The organism is Pelagibius sp. (genome assembly GCF_965227505.1).
In the GTDB taxonomy this organism is placed as follows: domain Bacteria; phylum Pseudomonadota; class Alphaproteobacteria; order Kiloniellales; family Kiloniellaceae; genus Pelagibius.
On the sequence record NZ_OZ245757.1, the window covers coordinates 1,345,782 to 1,359,731 of the forward strand.

Annotated in this window: 14 protein-coding genes; 9 read left to right on the forward strand and 5 right to left on the reverse strand. The window is 67.2% G+C overall.

Annotation, left to right across the window (positions count from 1 at the left end):
* Window positions 1-5 precede the first annotated feature (5 nt).
* On the forward strand, window positions 6-1,472 hold the full coding sequence (gene xylB, locus ACO06P_RS06470) for a xylulokinase (protein ID WP_420349187.1): 1,467 nt from the start codon (window positions 6-8) through the stop codon (window positions 1,470-1,472).
* A gap of 129 nt (window positions 1,473-1,601) precedes the next feature.
* Window positions 1,602-3,197, forward strand: coding sequence for a gamma-glutamyltransferase family protein (locus ACO06P_RS06475; protein WP_420349188.1), 1,596 nt, complete (start codon window positions 1,602-1,604; stop codon window positions 3,195-3,197).
* Window positions 3,198-3,267: 70 nt separating this feature from the next.
* Here ACO06P_RS06475 and ACO06P_RS06480 read toward each other — a convergent pair whose 3' ends face one another.
* On the reverse strand, window positions 3,268-3,741 hold the full coding sequence (locus ACO06P_RS06480; RefSeq protein WP_420349189.1) for a GcrA family cell cycle regulator: 474 nt from the start codon (window positions 3,739-3,741) through the stop codon (window positions 3,268-3,270).
* A gap of 164 nt (window positions 3,742-3,905) precedes the next feature.
* Complete coding sequence (locus ACO06P_RS06485; RefSeq protein ID WP_420349190.1) at window positions 3,906-4,355, reverse strand: hypothetical protein; 450 nt, start codon at window positions 4,353-4,355, stop codon at window positions 3,906-3,908.
* Window positions 4,356-4,693: 338 nt separating this feature from the next.
* Between ACO06P_RS06485 and ACO06P_RS06490 the strand changes: the two genes are divergently transcribed.
* From ACO06P_RS06490 to ACO06P_RS06500, 3 genes are all read left to right on the forward strand, one after another.
* Window positions 4,694-6,121, forward strand: a complete 1,428-nt coding sequence (locus ACO06P_RS06490) for a DUF1800 domain-containing protein (protein WP_420349191.1) — start codon at window positions 4,694-4,696, stop codon at window positions 6,119-6,121.
* A 26-nt stretch (window positions 6,122-6,147) separates the two neighbouring features.
* Window positions 6,148-7,329: a DUF1501 domain-containing protein gene (locus tag ACO06P_RS06495; RefSeq protein WP_420349192.1), complete on the forward strand. Its 1,182-nt coding sequence runs from the start codon at window positions 6,148-6,150 to the stop codon at window positions 7,327-7,329.
* A gap of 127 nt (window positions 7,330-7,456) precedes the next feature.
* Entirely contained in the window at window positions 7,457-8,014 is a 558-nt protein-coding gene (locus tag ACO06P_RS06500; protein ID WP_420349193.1) for a queuosine precursor transporter, read from the forward strand.
* 19 nt (window positions 8,015-8,033) lie between these two features.
* On the opposite strand, the gene ACO06P_RS06505 is transcribed toward ACO06P_RS06500, so the two are convergent.
* Together ACO06P_RS06505 and ACO06P_RS06510 are read right to left on the reverse strand one after the other, a co-directional pair.
* Window positions 8,034-8,345, reverse strand: a complete 312-nt coding sequence (locus ACO06P_RS06505; protein WP_420349194.1) for a hypothetical protein — start codon at window positions 8,343-8,345, stop codon at window positions 8,034-8,036.
* Window positions 8,346-8,485: 140 nt separating this feature from the next.
* Complete coding sequence (locus ACO06P_RS06510) at window positions 8,486-9,763, reverse strand: CHASE2 domain-containing protein (protein WP_420349195.1); 1,278 nt, start codon at window positions 9,761-9,763, stop codon at window positions 8,486-8,488.
* 557 nt (window positions 9,764-10,320) lie between these two features.
* Between ACO06P_RS06510 and ACO06P_RS06515 the strand changes: the two genes are divergently transcribed.
* From ACO06P_RS06515 to ACO06P_RS06530, 4 genes are all read left to right on the forward strand, one after another.
* Window positions 10,321-10,602, forward strand: coding sequence for a hypothetical protein (locus ACO06P_RS06515; protein ID WP_420349196.1), 282 nt, complete (start codon window positions 10,321-10,323; stop codon window positions 10,600-10,602).
* Between the two features lie 229 nt (window positions 10,603-10,831).
* Window positions 10,832-11,341 carry a sigma-70 family RNA polymerase sigma factor gene (locus tag ACO06P_RS06520; protein WP_420349197.1) on the forward strand — a complete coding sequence of 170 codons (510 nt, stop codon included), beginning with the start codon at window positions 10,832-10,834 and terminating at the stop codon, window positions 11,339-11,341.
* A 5-nt stretch (window positions 11,342-11,346) separates the two neighbouring features.
* Window positions 11,347-12,492, forward strand: a complete 1,146-nt coding sequence (locus ACO06P_RS06525; RefSeq protein ID WP_420349198.1) for an anti-sigma factor family protein — start codon at window positions 11,347-11,349, stop codon at window positions 12,490-12,492.
* 128 nt (window positions 12,493-12,620) lie between these two features.
* On the forward strand, window positions 12,621-13,112 hold the full coding sequence (locus ACO06P_RS06530; RefSeq protein WP_420349199.1) for a hypothetical protein: 492 nt from the start codon (window positions 12,621-12,623) through the stop codon (window positions 13,110-13,112).
* 26 nt (window positions 13,113-13,138) lie between these two features.
* On the opposite strand, the gene ACO06P_RS06535 is transcribed toward ACO06P_RS06530, so the two are convergent.
* Entirely contained in the window at window positions 13,139-13,888 is a 750-nt protein-coding gene (locus tag ACO06P_RS06535; protein WP_420349200.1) for a glutathione S-transferase family protein, read from the reverse strand.
* Window positions 13,889-13,950 lie beyond the last annotated feature (62 nt).

Genomic DNA, 13,950 nt, shown 5'->3' on the forward strand with positions numbered 1-13,950 from the left:
ACGCCATGTATCTGGGCATCGACATCGGCACCTCCGGCGTCAAGGTCGTGGTCGCCGATGGCGACGACCACATCCATGCCTCTGCGTCCTATCGCCTGGAGGTCTCGCGGCCGCACCCGGGCTGGAGCGAGCAGCACCCCGACGACTGGTGGACGGCGACCCGGAGCTGTTTCGACGAGCTGGCGCTGCAGCACCCGGACCTCATGAACCAGGTACGCGGCATCGGCCTCTCGGGGCAGATGCTGGGCGCCGTCGTTGTCGACGATCAGGACCGCGCCCTGCGCAGCGGCATCCTCTGGAACGACGGTCGCGCGCTCGAGGAATGCGATGAACTGCTGCGGCGCGCGCCCGACATCGGCCACCGCAGCGGCTGCACGCCGGACCCCGGCTTCACCGCGCCCAAGCTGCTGTGGCTGGCCAAGCACGAACCGGAAGTCTTCGCGAAGACCGACTGCGTCATGCTGCCGAAGGATTTCGTGCGCCTGCGCCTCACCGGCAAACGCGCCACCGAACCCTCCGACGGTTGCGGCATGCTGGTGATGGAAACCGAAAGCCGGCGCTGGAGCGACGAACTCTGCAAGGCAGCCGGCTGGAGCGCCGACCGGCTGCCGCCGATCATCGACTCCTGGGCTTCCGGCGGCGATCTGCTGCCGGACCTGGCGGCGCACTGGAAGATCCCGGCGGGAACGCCGGTGGCCGCCGGCGCCGGCGACAACATGGCCGCCAGCGTCGGTGTCGGCGTCGCCCGGCCTGGCGATGCCATCATCACCATCGGCACCTCCGGCGTGGTCTGCATCGTCGATTCCCAGTACCGCCCGCTGCCCGACAAGGCGGTGCTGACCCACGCCCATGCCGCCCCCGAAGCCTTTCTCTCCATGGGTTGCGTGATGGCGGCGACCGCCAGCGTCGACTGGGTCCTCGGCATCACTGGCAAGAGCCTGGCCGAGATAGCCGGCGCAGCCGACCGCCTCTGGGCCGAGGGCCGCGCCGGCGAGGCGCCGGTCATGCTGCCCTTCCTCAACGGCATCCGCACGCCGCACAACCGCCCGGCGACCCGCGGCCTCCTGGCCGGGCTCTCGCTCTCGACCGATCTCGGCATGCTCGGCTGGGCCGTGATGGAGGGTGTCAGCTTCCAGTTCATCGAGTGTCTGGAGGCACAAGCCGAAGTCGGCCTGAAGCCGGAGAACCTGCAGATCGTCGGCGGCGGCGCGCAGAACCGGCTGTGGTGCCAGATGATCGCCAGCCTGCTGGACCGTCCGGTCGACCTGCCCAGTGGCCGCGACGTTGCCGCCTCCCTCGGCGCGGCCCGCCTCGGCCGGGTGGCGGCAGGCGATGCGGAGGCCGCGGCCTGCCTGTCCGCCAAGCCGGCCAGCGAGGCCACCATCGCGCCGGATACGCAGATGCGCGAGCTGTTGCTCGCGCGCTACGAACGCTACCTCGCCTTCCAGCGGGAGGCCGGGGATCTGCTCTGAGCGCCGGCCGCGAAAGCATTGCCAAGGCAGCCGAAAGTGCCCACCCTGTCGGACAACAAAGGGCCGCCGCGCGACGTTCGAACCGGCGCCCCGCGAGAAGCATAGGGAACAGGGGACAGGGCACCGTCTATGACGTCTGGCAAGGCAACCGCCGCGGGTCGGCCGCTGGGGGCCGTGGCCTGCGGCCACCCGGCGACAGCTGCGGCGGCGGAAGAGGTTCTGCGCGAGGGCGGCAACGCCTTCGACGCGGTGCTGGCCGCTTTCTTTGCCTCCTGCGTTGCCGAGCCGGTGCTCTGCTCGCTGGGCGGCGGCGGCTTCCTGCTGGCCCAGGCGGACGGTGCCGACCCGGTTCTTTACGATTTCTTCGTCCAGACGCCCAAGCAACGCACCCCGGCGGAAGCGCTCGACTTCTATCCGATCCATGCGGACTTCGGAACCGCGACCCAGGAATTCCACATCGGCCTTGGCGCCATGGCTACACCCGGCGCGGTGCGCGGCGTCTTCGCCATCCATCGCGACCTCGCCAGCATGCCGCTGCCGCGCCTTGTGGCGCCTGCCATCCGCCTGGCGCGCGAGGGGGTCGAGGTGCGGCCCATCGACGCCTACCTGTTCAGCGTCGTCGCGCCGATTCTCATGGCGGAGGCCGGTTCGCGCAGCCTCTTTACCGGAGCTTCGGGCGGGTTGCTGGGCGCCGGCGAGATCCTTCGCCAGACCGACTTGGGCGACAGCCTGGACGCGCTGGCCCACGAAGGAGAGGCGCTGTTCTACGAAGGCGACATGGCGGAGCGGCTGGTGTCTCTCTGCCGCGACGGCGGGGGTCAGCTCACGGCGGACGATCTGGCCGGCTATCAGGTGATCAAGCGGCGGCCCTTCCTTTGCCGCTACCGCGATGCGGAGGTCCTGACGAACCCGCCGCCCTCCTGCGGCGGCATTCTCATCGGTTTTGCACTGCATCTTCTGGGGGCAGAGGAGCCCGGACGGCTGGAGCCGATCAGCGAAGAGCACCTGCTGCTCATGGCGCGGGTCATGGACCTGACCAACAAGGCGCGGGTGGAGGCGCGCCTGGAGCAGGCGAGCGGCGAAGCGGAGGAATCGGAAGCCGCCGAGCGGCTCTTCGACTCCGCCTTGCTCGACCGCTATGCCGGCGAGGTTGCCGGCCATGCCAGCTTCACCCGCGGCACCACGCACATCTCCGTCGTCGATGCCGCCGGCAATCTTGCCGCCATGAGCCTGTCCAACGGAGAGGGATGCGGGCGGCAATTGCCGGGCAGCGGTATCACACTGAACAACATGCTGGGCGAAGAGGATCTGAACCGCGGCGGTTTCCACCACTGGCCGACCGACAGCCGCCTGTCCTCGATGATGGCGCCCAGCCTCGCCAGGACCGCGAAGGGCTCCCTCTTCGCCATCGGCTCCGGCGGGTCGAACCGGATCCGCAGTGCCGTGCTGCAGGTGCTGACCAACCTGCTGGATCACGGCATGGAACTGCAGGCCGCCACCGAGGCCCCGCGCCTTCACCTGGAAGGTAAGCTTGCGAACCTGGAAGGCGGGCTGGCGGCCGGCGGCGGCAAGCTGTTGTCGGCCCGGGGATACCAGGTGATCGACTGGCCGAAGCACAACCTGTTTTTCGGCGGCGTTCACGGCGTCGCGCGGCGCGCCGGAGGAACCTTCAGCGCCGCGGGCGACCCCCGCCGCGGCGGCGCAGCCCGGGTCGTCCACGGCTGAAAGCAATCGTGCCCGACGCGAAGCGCCGGGCACGATAGATCACCAAAACTCCTAAGCCGTCCCGGCTGCGTCAGGCCGCTTCCGAATCCGAGCGGTTGCTGCGCACGATATAGGCCCTGGCGCAGTGTTCGGCGCAGTACGGCTTACCCGGCACCGCCGGGGCGCCGCAGAAATGGAAATCCGCATCGCCCGGATCGCCGATCGGCCAAAGGCAGTTGGGGCCCTTGCCACCGGTTCGACGGGCGATCGGCGCCTGCCGGCGCACTTCGGCAGGCGCCGGTGCCGGCGCTGAAACAGGCCGTTCGATCTTGGGCTGGGTCGCCACGCGCACCGCCGGCTTCGGCGCGGCGGGCACTGCTGCCCTGCGGCTCGTCGCGCTGCCGCCCCGCTTGATCGGCGAGGGCCGCGCCGCGAGCTTCATGCGGTGGGCCTTGCCGACGACCGAGTTCTTTGACACTCCCAGCAGGCGACCGATTTCCGAAGCGCTGCGACCGGCTTCCCAGAGCCGCATGAGTTCGGCAACACGTTCTTCGGTCCAAGTCATGCGTTTGCCTCTACGTCTAATGCTACATTTGGTACAAAATACTATATGTCGTACGGCGACAGAATTTCAGCACAATATAGGGGGATATTATGGCTGTCTAGGACCAGATATGTGGAAAACTGCGGATTCCTGTGGGTTAAGGCCGGAATCGACGGTGCGGCGGCTCAGTCAAAGCGGACCGCCTGCCATCGCTCCCCCGAGCCCCGGTTGTTGAATCCCTCAAAGCGGACAACCCAGCCCAGATCCGGCGCAAACCAATTGCGCTGCTCCGCCCGCCAGTCACTGCCCACCTGCTCTGACTGGCGCAGCAGGACATAGGTATCGAAGGTTCCGGCCGGAACCTCGATGCGCTCCGTGCCCGTGACCGTGATGCGGTCGTTCCAGCTCTGCCCCCCCCAGTTGCGGGTGAAGGACACGGTCTTTCCCACCTCCAGAGGATAGAGAAGACCGAGCACTCCACCGTCGGGTGAAACGCCGGCGGCGACACAGTCGATACAGACGTGCCCCCAGCTCGCAAAGGTTTTGCCTTCCCAGATCCAGCTGACGATCTTGCCGACCGTTCGGCCAACCACGCCCTCCACCCGCTTTCCGGTGTCCATGTTTTCCCAAACCATGAGCGTGCCCTCGGGCAGCACCTTGAAAGGCGCTGGAGGAAGCGCAAGGTCTTGAGCAGGAACCGGAGAAACAAAACCTGCGAACAACAAGAAGAGCAGGGTCGAAAGGCTTGTCCGGACACATCGGGCCCGGCCCTTCGATCCCCAACCACTGGCGGACGGCAAAAACTACTCCCCCGAAAACAAACCTGCGGCCACGGCCCAAAGAAGCTAGCCCAACAGCAATGGGGGACGAAAGCCTCGCAAAGGGCGTATAATGAGGATAACTCGCATGTCCGGGCTCTTTTTTGCACCCGCCCACCAGTGACGGAGGCTTTTCGAACACCGGAATGACGACTATGCGCGACCAGGTCCGCTTCGTTTTCGCCGCAGTGATTGTGCTGGCTGCGCTCCTGCCAGCCTCTGCGTCCGCCTTGAGCCGGGACGAGGCCCGACATCTTCTGGTGCGCAGCGGGTTCGCCGCCGAACCGGAAACCATTGACGCACTGCTACCTCTTTCGCGCGAAACGGCAATCGACCGCATTCTCGGCGCCACGGTCCCGGAAGCTGCGACCCCGGCGCCCGGCTGGACAGCGGACTGGACGCCGCCGCGCATGAAGGACCTGACGCGTGAAGAAAAGCAGGCGCTGCGCAGGCACCTGCGCAAACAGGCGCTCGAGTTGAAGGCCTGGTGGTTCGAGGAGATGGCGGTCACCGCCAGCCCTCTCACCGAGGTGATGACGCTGTTCTGGCACAACCACTTCACCTCCGGCCTGAGGAAGGTGAAGGCGCCGGTTCTGATGTACCGTCAGAACCGCCTGCTGCGGCAAGAGGCGCTCGGCAACTTCGGGCGTCTGCTGCGCGCGGTCGCCCGCGACCCGGCGATGCTTGTCTATCTGGACGGGGCCCGCAACCGCAAGCAAGCGCCGAACGAGAACTTCGCGCGCGAGCTTTTCGAACTCTTCACCCTCGGCGAGGGTCACTATCAGGAAGCGGACATCAAAGACGCCGCGCGCGCCTTTACCGGATGGAGCGTCGACCGCAAGGACGCCAGCTTCACCTTTCGCCAGCGCTGGCACGACGACGGCATGAAATCGGTTCTTGGCGCGCAAGGGCGGCTGAACGGAGACGACGTCATCACGGTCCTGCTTGACCATCCGCGCACCGCCGTCTTTATCGTCGAGAAGCTCTGGCGCCAGTTCATATCCGAAGACCCCGATCCGCAGGAGGTCGAACGGCTTGCCGCTGTCTTTCGCGAAGCCGACTATGAGATCAAGCCGCTGCTTGCGGCGCTGTTTGCCAGTGACCCGTTCTGGGCGCCGGAAAACCGTGGCCGCCTGATAAAGTCGCCTGTCGAGTTCCTCGTTGGCACGGTCCGCCTCTTCGACCTGCCTGTCGAACGCTACGAGGATCTGGTGCGCCTTTCCGGCCGGCTCGGCCAGAACCTTTTCGACCCGCCGAACGTCAAAGGCTGGCCGGGTGGTACGGCCTGGATCACGGCGAGCAGCCTGGTCGACCGTCAAAGTCTGCTGGAGCGCATCACCGGCGGCGGCAAGGCCACGGCCACGCCGGCCGGCATGCAAAGCTCGGCAAACCGTGGCGAGACGCGGCGGGCCCGGATGTTCGATACCTGGGTTGCGGACCTGCCGGAGGCCTGGCGCCGCGCCGACGCGGTGACGATGCTCTTGCTGCCAATTGCGCCGGTCGATTCCGAGATCCTCGATCGCTATGCCAGCGGCGCCCAGGTGCGCCAGTTGCTCGGCGATCCGGCGTATCAGCTGAAATGAAAAGCCCCGAGAGAAGGAGGCGAAAGATGGCCGCCATTCCGCGCCGAAGCCTGCTGAAGGGCGCCGCCGCCCTTCCTCTGAGCCTGGCGCTGCCATCGGTACCGGGTGCTGTGGCGGCGAAGGGTCGCGGGCTAGCAAAGACCCTTGTCCTGGTCGAACTGAGCGGCGGCAACGACGGACTGAACACGGTGGTGCCCTATGCCGACCCGGCCTACTACCGGTCGCGTCCGAAGCTGGCCATCGCACGCGACCGCGTTCTGCAGCTCGACGAAACCCTCGGGCTGCACCCCAACCTCAAGCCCCTGATGCCCCACTGGCAGGCCGGCGAGCTTGCCGTGGTGCTGGGTCTGGGATATCCGCGGCCCAACCGCTCCCACTTCCGCTCCATCGAGATCTGGAACACCGCCTCGGCGAGCGAGCAGACCTTGCAGGACGGGTGGTTGCACCGTGCAATCACCGAAGCCGGCGGCCTGCCGCCGGGCCTGGGAACCTTGGGGGTTGTCCTGGGCGGCCCCATCGGCCCGCTGGCCGGCGAGGCCCTGCCGCCGGTCGTCCTTAAGGACAGCAGGCAACTGAAGACGGCGGCGCGTCTGCTGGACGGTCGCGACGCAGCGAGCGCAAACCCGGCGCTGGATCACATCCTGGCGGTCCGCCGCCAGGCCCGCGACGCGGCGGGACGGCTCACGACGGCCCTCGATCAGGCAAAGGAGATCAAGGCCGATTTCCCCAAGACACCCCTGGGCCGGCAGCTTCGCCTCGCGGCCGCCGTGATCGCCGCGCAGGCGCCAGCGGCGGTCATCAAGGTTCAGCACAACGGCTACGACACCCACGCCAATCAGGCGGCGCGCCATCCGCGCCTGCTGACCGATCTCGCCGCCAGCCTCAACGCCTTTGCCAAGGCCCTGAAAAGAGCCGGCGCCTGGGACCGCTGCCTGGTGGTGACCTACGCGGAGTTCGGCCGCCGGGTGGCCCAAAACGGCAGCGGCGGGACCGACCACGGCACCGCGGCCCCCCACTTCCTGCTCGGCGGCAAGCTGCGCGGCGGGCTTTACGGGCGCCAGCCCCCGGTCGGCGATCTGCAGGGAGGCGACCTGATCCACAACCTGGATTTCCGCCAGCTCTATGCGACCCTGGCGCAAGGCTGGCTCGACCTGCCGCCGGCCGTGAACACCTTCGGCCGGCACCAGCCGCTGCCTGTCATCGCCTGACCCCGCCATCCCATGAGACGGGGGCGAAGGCGCGGATTCCTGCTGGCCGCCGTCTGTGCGATCTGATAGGACATCCGCCGATTGCGGGCGGGGCCCGCGCAGACACCCCCAGGCCAGGACCGAACCCATGAGCCAAGCGCCCCTCAGTGTTTCCGCCAGGGGCATCGCCGCCGGCGTTGCGGCGATGGCCGGCATCGTTGCGCTGTCGAACTACCTGGTCCAGTTCCCGATCAACGACTGGCTGACCTGGGGTGCGTTTTCCTATCCGGTAGCCTTTCTGGTCACCGACCTGACGAACCGCACCCTTGGGCCGCGCGCGGCCCGGCGCGTGATCTACGCGGGCTTCGCTCTGGCGGTGGTCCTTTCGCTCTGGCTGGCCGACCCGCGGATCGCTGTTGCCTCCGGCTCGGCCTTTCTCGTCGCCCAGCTGCTCGACGTCGCCGTCTTCAACCGGCTGCGCGCCGGCCTCTGGTGGCGGGCGCCGCTGGTCTCGTCCGTTCTCGGCTCGGCGGTGGACACGGCCCTGTTCTGGTCGATCGCCTTTGCCGGCACCGGTCTGCCGTGGCAGACCTGGGCGCTTGGCGACTTCGCCGTGAAGCTTGCCATGACGGCCCTTATGCTGGTGCCTTTCCGCCTGCTGATGCCGGCCCTGCCAGCCGTTTTCGAGAGAGAGAAGGCCGCCTAGCTGCGGTGACTCCTGGCGGCTAGCAAACCCGGTTTTCCGGGTTTTCGCAGGGATTAACCTCGAAGACGTCGAACGAGCCGGGGCGAAAGGCGTCGAAGGTGCGCTTGTCGAGGCAGTGCACCTTGGCGATGACGATCACCTCCCCGTTCACGTTGCGCTCGGCAACCTGCGAAAAGAATGCAACCTCACAGTCGTAACTGACCAGCATCTGGTCCCGCAGAACCGGTCCCCACTCCTCTTCGGACGACTGGCCGAGGACCGGCGTCACGGCAAGGACGGCGGCCGACAGGACTGACATGAAGGCAAGCGGGCGGGTCCGGCTCCCAGACATTGCAATTACTCCTCGAGCGATGCGACTGATCTTCCAAGTTTCTCCGCCTTCCGGAAGCAAAGCCTTGATTTGGCTCAAACAGAAGACGGCAGACCGCAGGCTTCAGGCGCAGAGACGCGCGGTGTTTCTTCAGCCGCCCATCAGCCGTGGGCGAGACGCCGCCGCCGCGGCACGTAGCGGTAGACAAGGGCGAGCAGGAGACTGGTGAATACCGCCACGAGCGGTTGCACGAGCGGCATCAGCCGGGCCTCAAGGTCCAGCACCGTCGCAGCCGCATAAACCCAGGCAACCGCAAAGACGAGGATGCCCGGCAACACCAGCCAGACCCGTATCCGAAGCGCAGCGATCGCCGCGGCGAGGGCCAGAAGGCCGGCGACGACGAGGCCGAGAGGTGCGACAAGGCTGTTGATCGCCTCCCCCCGCAGCAGGTTGTTCACGGCCGTAGCGGCCACCACCACATCGGCCGTGCCGGTCGGCCCGCCCAGCGACGCCAGGCTGCGCATCACCGGCAGCAGACAACGGCCCGAATGCAGAGCGCGGCTGCGGTCTTCAAGGAAGCGGGCGGAGGTGAGATGACGGGGAGCAGGCGCCTCCAGCCGCCCCAGCAAGACGACCTTGCCCCGAAACCGCTGCTCAAAGAAGCTGCTCTCTCCCTGCGCGGCACAGGCGTGCAGGTCGGCAAAGGAATAGACCGGAATACCGCCGTTGCCACTGTCGGGATTGAGGATCAAGGCATTGGCGGCAGAGCCCGGCACCGGACGGCCGGCAAGACTGATGTCCCGTCCCGACACCAGTTCCGGCCGCTCGTTAAGGGCGCGGGCCGCCAGTTCCAGCGGCAGCGAAGGCTCCAGCCGCGCGACGCCGCTGGGCGTGGTCAACGCGTGATAAAGGGCGATCCGCCGGACCACCCCATCGGCGTCGGGACGCAACTCGGCAAGCCGCACGTTCCGGTATCCACCGACTGCGGCAACGTGATCGGGCAGCGGTGAGAGACGGTCCGGCCCGGGCGCCCGGCGGCCGAGAACCAACTGGCCTGCCTGCCCGGCCTCGCTGAGGAAGGCGGCGTAGGCCGCATCGTAACCCGGCGCCGCCGCTTCGCCCGAAGCCGTAAAGCCGTGATATTGGGCGATGACCGCGGCGCCGCCATCGCGCACGGCGGCCATGACCTCCGCAACCTGCGGCGTCCACAACTCGACAGGCACCCGGTCAAAGGGCGGCCGCAGTTGCGTTTCGCGATCGATGCCGATGACGACGGTCGGCGATGCCTGACGGAGGTAACGCTGACCATAGAGCGCGTGGCGCAGCGCGAATAGGCCATCCAGAGCCGGGCCTTCCAGCGCACGGACGGCGGGTTGCGCCACCAGCAAGGTTGCGAGGGCGCCGATCGCAAGAGCTGAGAGTCCGTCAATCCATCGCATGGCCGTCAGCAATCTCTGCGAAAAAGGGCCGCCCCCTGACCAACACGCACGGCGGGCCCTGCCACCCTTCTAAATGCCTGAACGGGGCTTAGCGGAGCGTTAACGCCACGCCCGGGCGGCGGGTTGAAACAGTGCGTGATCACGGGGAATAAACCGCCAGACCGGGCGGTCTCTAAGTATGAAAGCACGGAGCCTGTGATTCCCTTCCTGTTGCCACCGGCAAGCCGGGGATCGGGCAGCCGGTCTTCGGACGGCGGCACGATTAAAGCAGAGCATAGGGTCGCGGGTGAAGGTGTCAGGTGAAATCGGAGTGACCGAAACAGGCAACGTCTTGCCCGACGATTTTCGTGAAGTTGAGAACTACGGGCGGTGCCCTTCCCTCACGGCCCGTACTGGCGGCCGGCGCAGCTCTCTCCCCATGGCGCCGGCCGCACCCCTCCCTCGGCGGCGGTCTCACCGAAGCTGAGACCGGGGCTGATAACCGGGAAGGCGGCTGGGCGGCCTGCCGACAGAACCGATCGTAACAGCAGCGGAATTTGCACCCGGAGGATTCGATTATGAAGAAGACGCTTCTTTCCACCAGTATCGTGGCGGCGGCCCTCGCCCTCTCGCTGGGCGCCTGCGACCAGCAGCAGCAGTCTGAAAACAGTGGCGAAGGCAGCAGCCAGCCCCTGCAACAGGGTGCGGTGCCGGCGGATTCCTCGTCCGGCGCCAGCAGCACGACCCTGGCTCCGACGACCACGCCGGAAACGACCGTGCCGGAGGCCGGGGCCACCGAGTCGCAGCAGGACGATATGATGGCTCCGTCCGGTGACGCACCGTCCAGCGATACGCAGTAGTTCCATGGTTGTGGCGGGAGGTTGCGGCCAGGCCATGGCCATCGCCCGCAGTTCAGGCGGACTCCGGCGGCAGCAAGCCGCCGGGTTTGCCCGTCCTTGCGCCACAATTCGCCATAAATCGGTCCCGTTAAGGTTCCAGGACAGTCAAAGCCGCGACGCCTACCTTCAAATCGATCGGGTTGGGGAGAGCCCTTCCCGAGAGAGCACCATATCCAGGGAGGTACCAGGCGTGGCTGAAGCAGAAACCTCGGTCTTGGAGCATATCCCCGGTCTCAGACGGTACGCACGCGCCCTGACGGGCGATCCGGCCGAGGCCGACGACCTCGTTCAGGAGTGTCTCAGCCGGGCCCTCGCGCGGCGCCAGAAGGGCTCTGAAATCCGCAATCTCAGGGCCTATCTCTTCGCCATCCTGCACAATGCCCATGTCGACCGCTTGAACGAGAGGCAGCGCTGGAGCTACAACCTGACCGACGAGTTCCTTGAAAGCCGCCTGTCGAGACCCGCATCGCAGACCGACCGGCTGGCCCTGCGCGACCTTGCCGAAGCGCTGGAAAGGTTGCCCGAGGAGCAGCGGCAGGCGGTCCTGCTGGTCGGCTACGAAGGCATGAGCTACAAGGCCGCTGCCGCGGTGATGGACGTGCCCATCGGCACCATCATGTCCCGCCTGTCGCGTGGCCGCGAGGCTCTGAGGCGGCTGACCAACGGGGCGCCTATGGCCAACCTGAGAAAGGTTCAGTAGGGACCATGACCCGAAGTGGCCGGGAACCGCCGCAGTGGCAGAAGCCGCCGCCCGGAAGCGACAACAGCGTTTCCGAGGAGGATCTGCAGGCCTATGTGGACGGCCTGTTGCCGGCGGCCGATCGCGCGCGGGTCGAGGCCTACCTGGCCCGGCGGCCGGACGAAAGCGAGCGCCTGGCCGCCTATCGCAAACAGAACATCGGCCTGCACGGACTGTTCGATTCGGGAGGCTCCGACTCGGGGAGCTCCGATTCGGGCCGTGGCGAAGACTTTGGCGATCTGCCGCCGCAGATGGCGATGCTGGCGCAGCAGCTCGACGACAGGCTGCAGGTCGCCGCGCCCCGGCGCAGCTATGCCAAACAGTTCCGCAGCCTGGCCGCAGCGCTCGCCGTGATGATCACTGCCGGCGGCGCCGGCTGGCTGACCTACGATCAGTTTTTCAGGCCGAGCGATCCCCTGGTGGCCTTTACCCGTCAGGCGGCGGAGGCCCATGCGCGCCTGGCCGAGCGCCAGCTCGCCGGAATGGCCGCATCGGAAACCAGCGGCCGGCAGGTCGTTACTTGGCTGTCGGAACAGCCCGAAGGGGCGCCCCTGCGGGTGCCGGATCTGGAGAGCCTGGGCTTCCAGCTTATCGCCGAGCGGGTGACGCCGACCGCCAGCGGCCAGCGCGCCGCGCAGCTGCTCTATCAGGATGAGGACGGCCATCGGATCTCGCTTTTCATGCGGGCCGGCCGGTCCAACGCCAATACCAGCTTTACCTTCGCCCGGGAGGGCGAGGCCTCCCAGTTCTTCTGGCGGAGCGGAAGCTTCGCTTACAGCCTGATCGGCATGATGGAACAGAAGCGGCTGCTGGAAATTGCCGAGGTGATCAGCGAAGAACTGCAACGTGAGGTGACGGAGGCTGAGGCCGGCGCCGCGCCATCCGGCCAGAGCGACGCCGTTTCCGCCACCCTCTCGCCGGTCGAGGGCGCCGGCGGCGCCGAAGGTGCGACCGTGATACCAGGGGTGGCGCCACGGCCGGCCGGGACGGCGGAAACCGGCCCGGTGCTTGAGCCCCCTGCGGAGCCGCTGCCGGCAAAGCCCGAGCTGATGCCCCTGCCCCCCCTGCCGACCCCCCTGCCCGAGGGCGACAGCGTTCCCAAGGACACCTGAGGCCGCTGGTCTCTGCCACCCGCCGCCCCTGCGGTCGCCAGCCGCGGACATAGATGCTAGCATCCGATTCGTTTTGTAGGAGGGATGACTGGGCTATCCCGACCACTCGACCGTGAAAGGATGCTTGCATGACTCCTGCCGCGCGCTGGACCGCCGGACTTCTTCTGACCCTTCTCGCCGCTTTGGCCCTTTGGGCCCTGCCCAGTGCAGCCCGGGGCGCCCAAGACCAGGAAAGCCAAAAACTGGTCATCCCGCTTGCCGACGCGCAGGAAGGGCTGCGCCTCTTCGTCGGCAAAGGCTGCGTGGTCTGCCATGCTGTGAACGGCGTTGGCGGCAAGGCAGCGCCGGCACTGGATGCGGACCCGGAAGCGCCCTACCTGGACATGCTCGACTTCACCGCGCGCATGTGGCGGGGCGCCCCCACCATGATCGTGCTGCAGGAGATGGAGATGGGCTACCAGATCGAGCTGGCAGGCGACGAGCTGGCGCACATCGCGGCCTTCGCCTCAAATCCCGAGGTGCAAAGCCAGTTCAGCGAAGACGACATCCCGGAAGTCATCCGCGACTGGATGGTGGACGAGGTCTATCAGGAACTGGACCCCGACTACATGGCCCGCTAACCGCCCGGGATTCTGCAGACAGCTCCTCAGCCGGCCTCCCTGGGCGGCCCATCCCTGGGCGGCCCATCCTTGAGTGGCAATTGTGCGAAGGCGCGGGGCGCCTTGGCGCCGAGGCCGTCATGGAGGCCGAGCATCCGCTCGAACCACCCGGCGAGCGGATCGTGCGGCTGCAGGACCGGTTCCCGTGACGAGCAACGCACCCACTGGAAGGCACCGAACACGATGTAGTCGGCGAAGTTGGGCGCTCCGCCGCCCAGGAAGCCGGTCACCTTGAGGCTGGACCGCAGCGGCGCCAGGCAGGCGTCCAGGGCCTTTCTGTGCGCTTCGCGCGGCTCGCAGTAGTCCTCCAGCGGCCGGCCCAGGGCCTGTTCCCGGCTCTGCCGGAAGTAGGCCGCATCGGCCGGCGTCAGAACCTGAACGATGTCCGCCAAAGCCAGGCGCACCAGGGCCGGATGCAACTGGGTCTCGCACCAGCGTTTGACGAAGAACCCGGCCGCACGGGCCTGCTCGCCGGCAAAGAGCGCCGGCCTGTCTCCATAGGCCTCGTCAAGGTAGAGGGCGATCTCCCAGGAATCCGTCACGTGCCGGTCACCGTCGATCAGCACGGGCACCCGCTCCTGTCCGGAAAAGGCGATGACGTGCTTTTCGGTGAAACGCCAGGGAATGGTCTCGACCGTCAGGCCCTTGTGCGCCAATGCCATCTTGATGCGCCAGCAGTAAGGGCTGAACCGCACCTCGGGGTCATTGCCGGCCAGGTCGTACATCTTCAGGCTCACAGCCCTCTCCTCCGCTGACGTGAAGACGGGCCGCAGTGTCGCAGCTGGAGGCGGAGAGAAAA

Bases quoted from the DNA above. Each gene is read 5' to 3' on its own strand.
- ACO06P_RS06525 (WP_420349198.1), top strand. From the start codon at position 11,347: ATGACCCGAAGTGGCCGGGAACCGCCGCAGTGGCAGAAGCCGCCGCCC.
- ACO06P_RS06505 (WP_420349194.1), bottom strand. From the start codon at position 8,345: ATGTCTGGGAGCCGGACCCGCCCGCTTGCCTTCATGTCAGTCCTGTCG.
- ACO06P_RS06490 (WP_420349191.1), top strand. From the start codon at position 4,694: ATGCGCGACCAGGTCCGCTTCGTTTTCGCCGCAGTGATTGTGCTGGCT.
- ACO06P_RS06510 (WP_420349195.1), bottom strand. From the start codon at position 9,763: ATGCGATGGATTGACGGACTCTCAGCTCTTGCGATCGGCGCCCTCGCA.
- xylB (WP_420349187.1), top strand. From the start codon at position 6: ATGTATCTGGGCATCGACATCGGCACCTCCGGCGTCAAGGTCGTGGTC.
- ACO06P_RS06485 (WP_420349190.1), bottom strand. From the start codon at position 4,355: ATGGTTTGGGAAAACATGGACACCGGAAAGCGGGTGGAGGGCGTGGTT.
- ACO06P_RS06530 (WP_420349199.1), top strand. From the start codon at position 12,621: ATGACTCCTGCCGCGCGCTGGACCGCCGGACTTCTTCTGACCCTTCTC.
- ACO06P_RS06480 (WP_420349189.1), bottom strand. From the start codon at position 3,741: ATGACTTGGACCGAAGAACGTGTTGCCGAACTCATGCGGCTCTGGGAA.
- ACO06P_RS06495 (WP_420349192.1), top strand. From the start codon at position 6,148: ATGGCCGCCATTCCGCGCCGAAGCCTGCTGAAGGGCGCCGCCGCCCTT.
- ACO06P_RS06500 (WP_420349193.1), top strand. From the start codon at position 7,457: ATGAGCCAAGCGCCCCTCAGTGTTTCCGCCAGGGGCATCGCCGCCGGC.
- ACO06P_RS06515 (WP_420349196.1), top strand. From the start codon at position 10,321: ATGAAGAAGACGCTTCTTTCCACCAGTATCGTGGCGGCGGCCCTCGCC.
- ACO06P_RS06475 (WP_420349188.1), top strand. From the start codon at position 1,602: ATGACGTCTGGCAAGGCAACCGCCGCGGGTCGGCCGCTGGGGGCCGTG.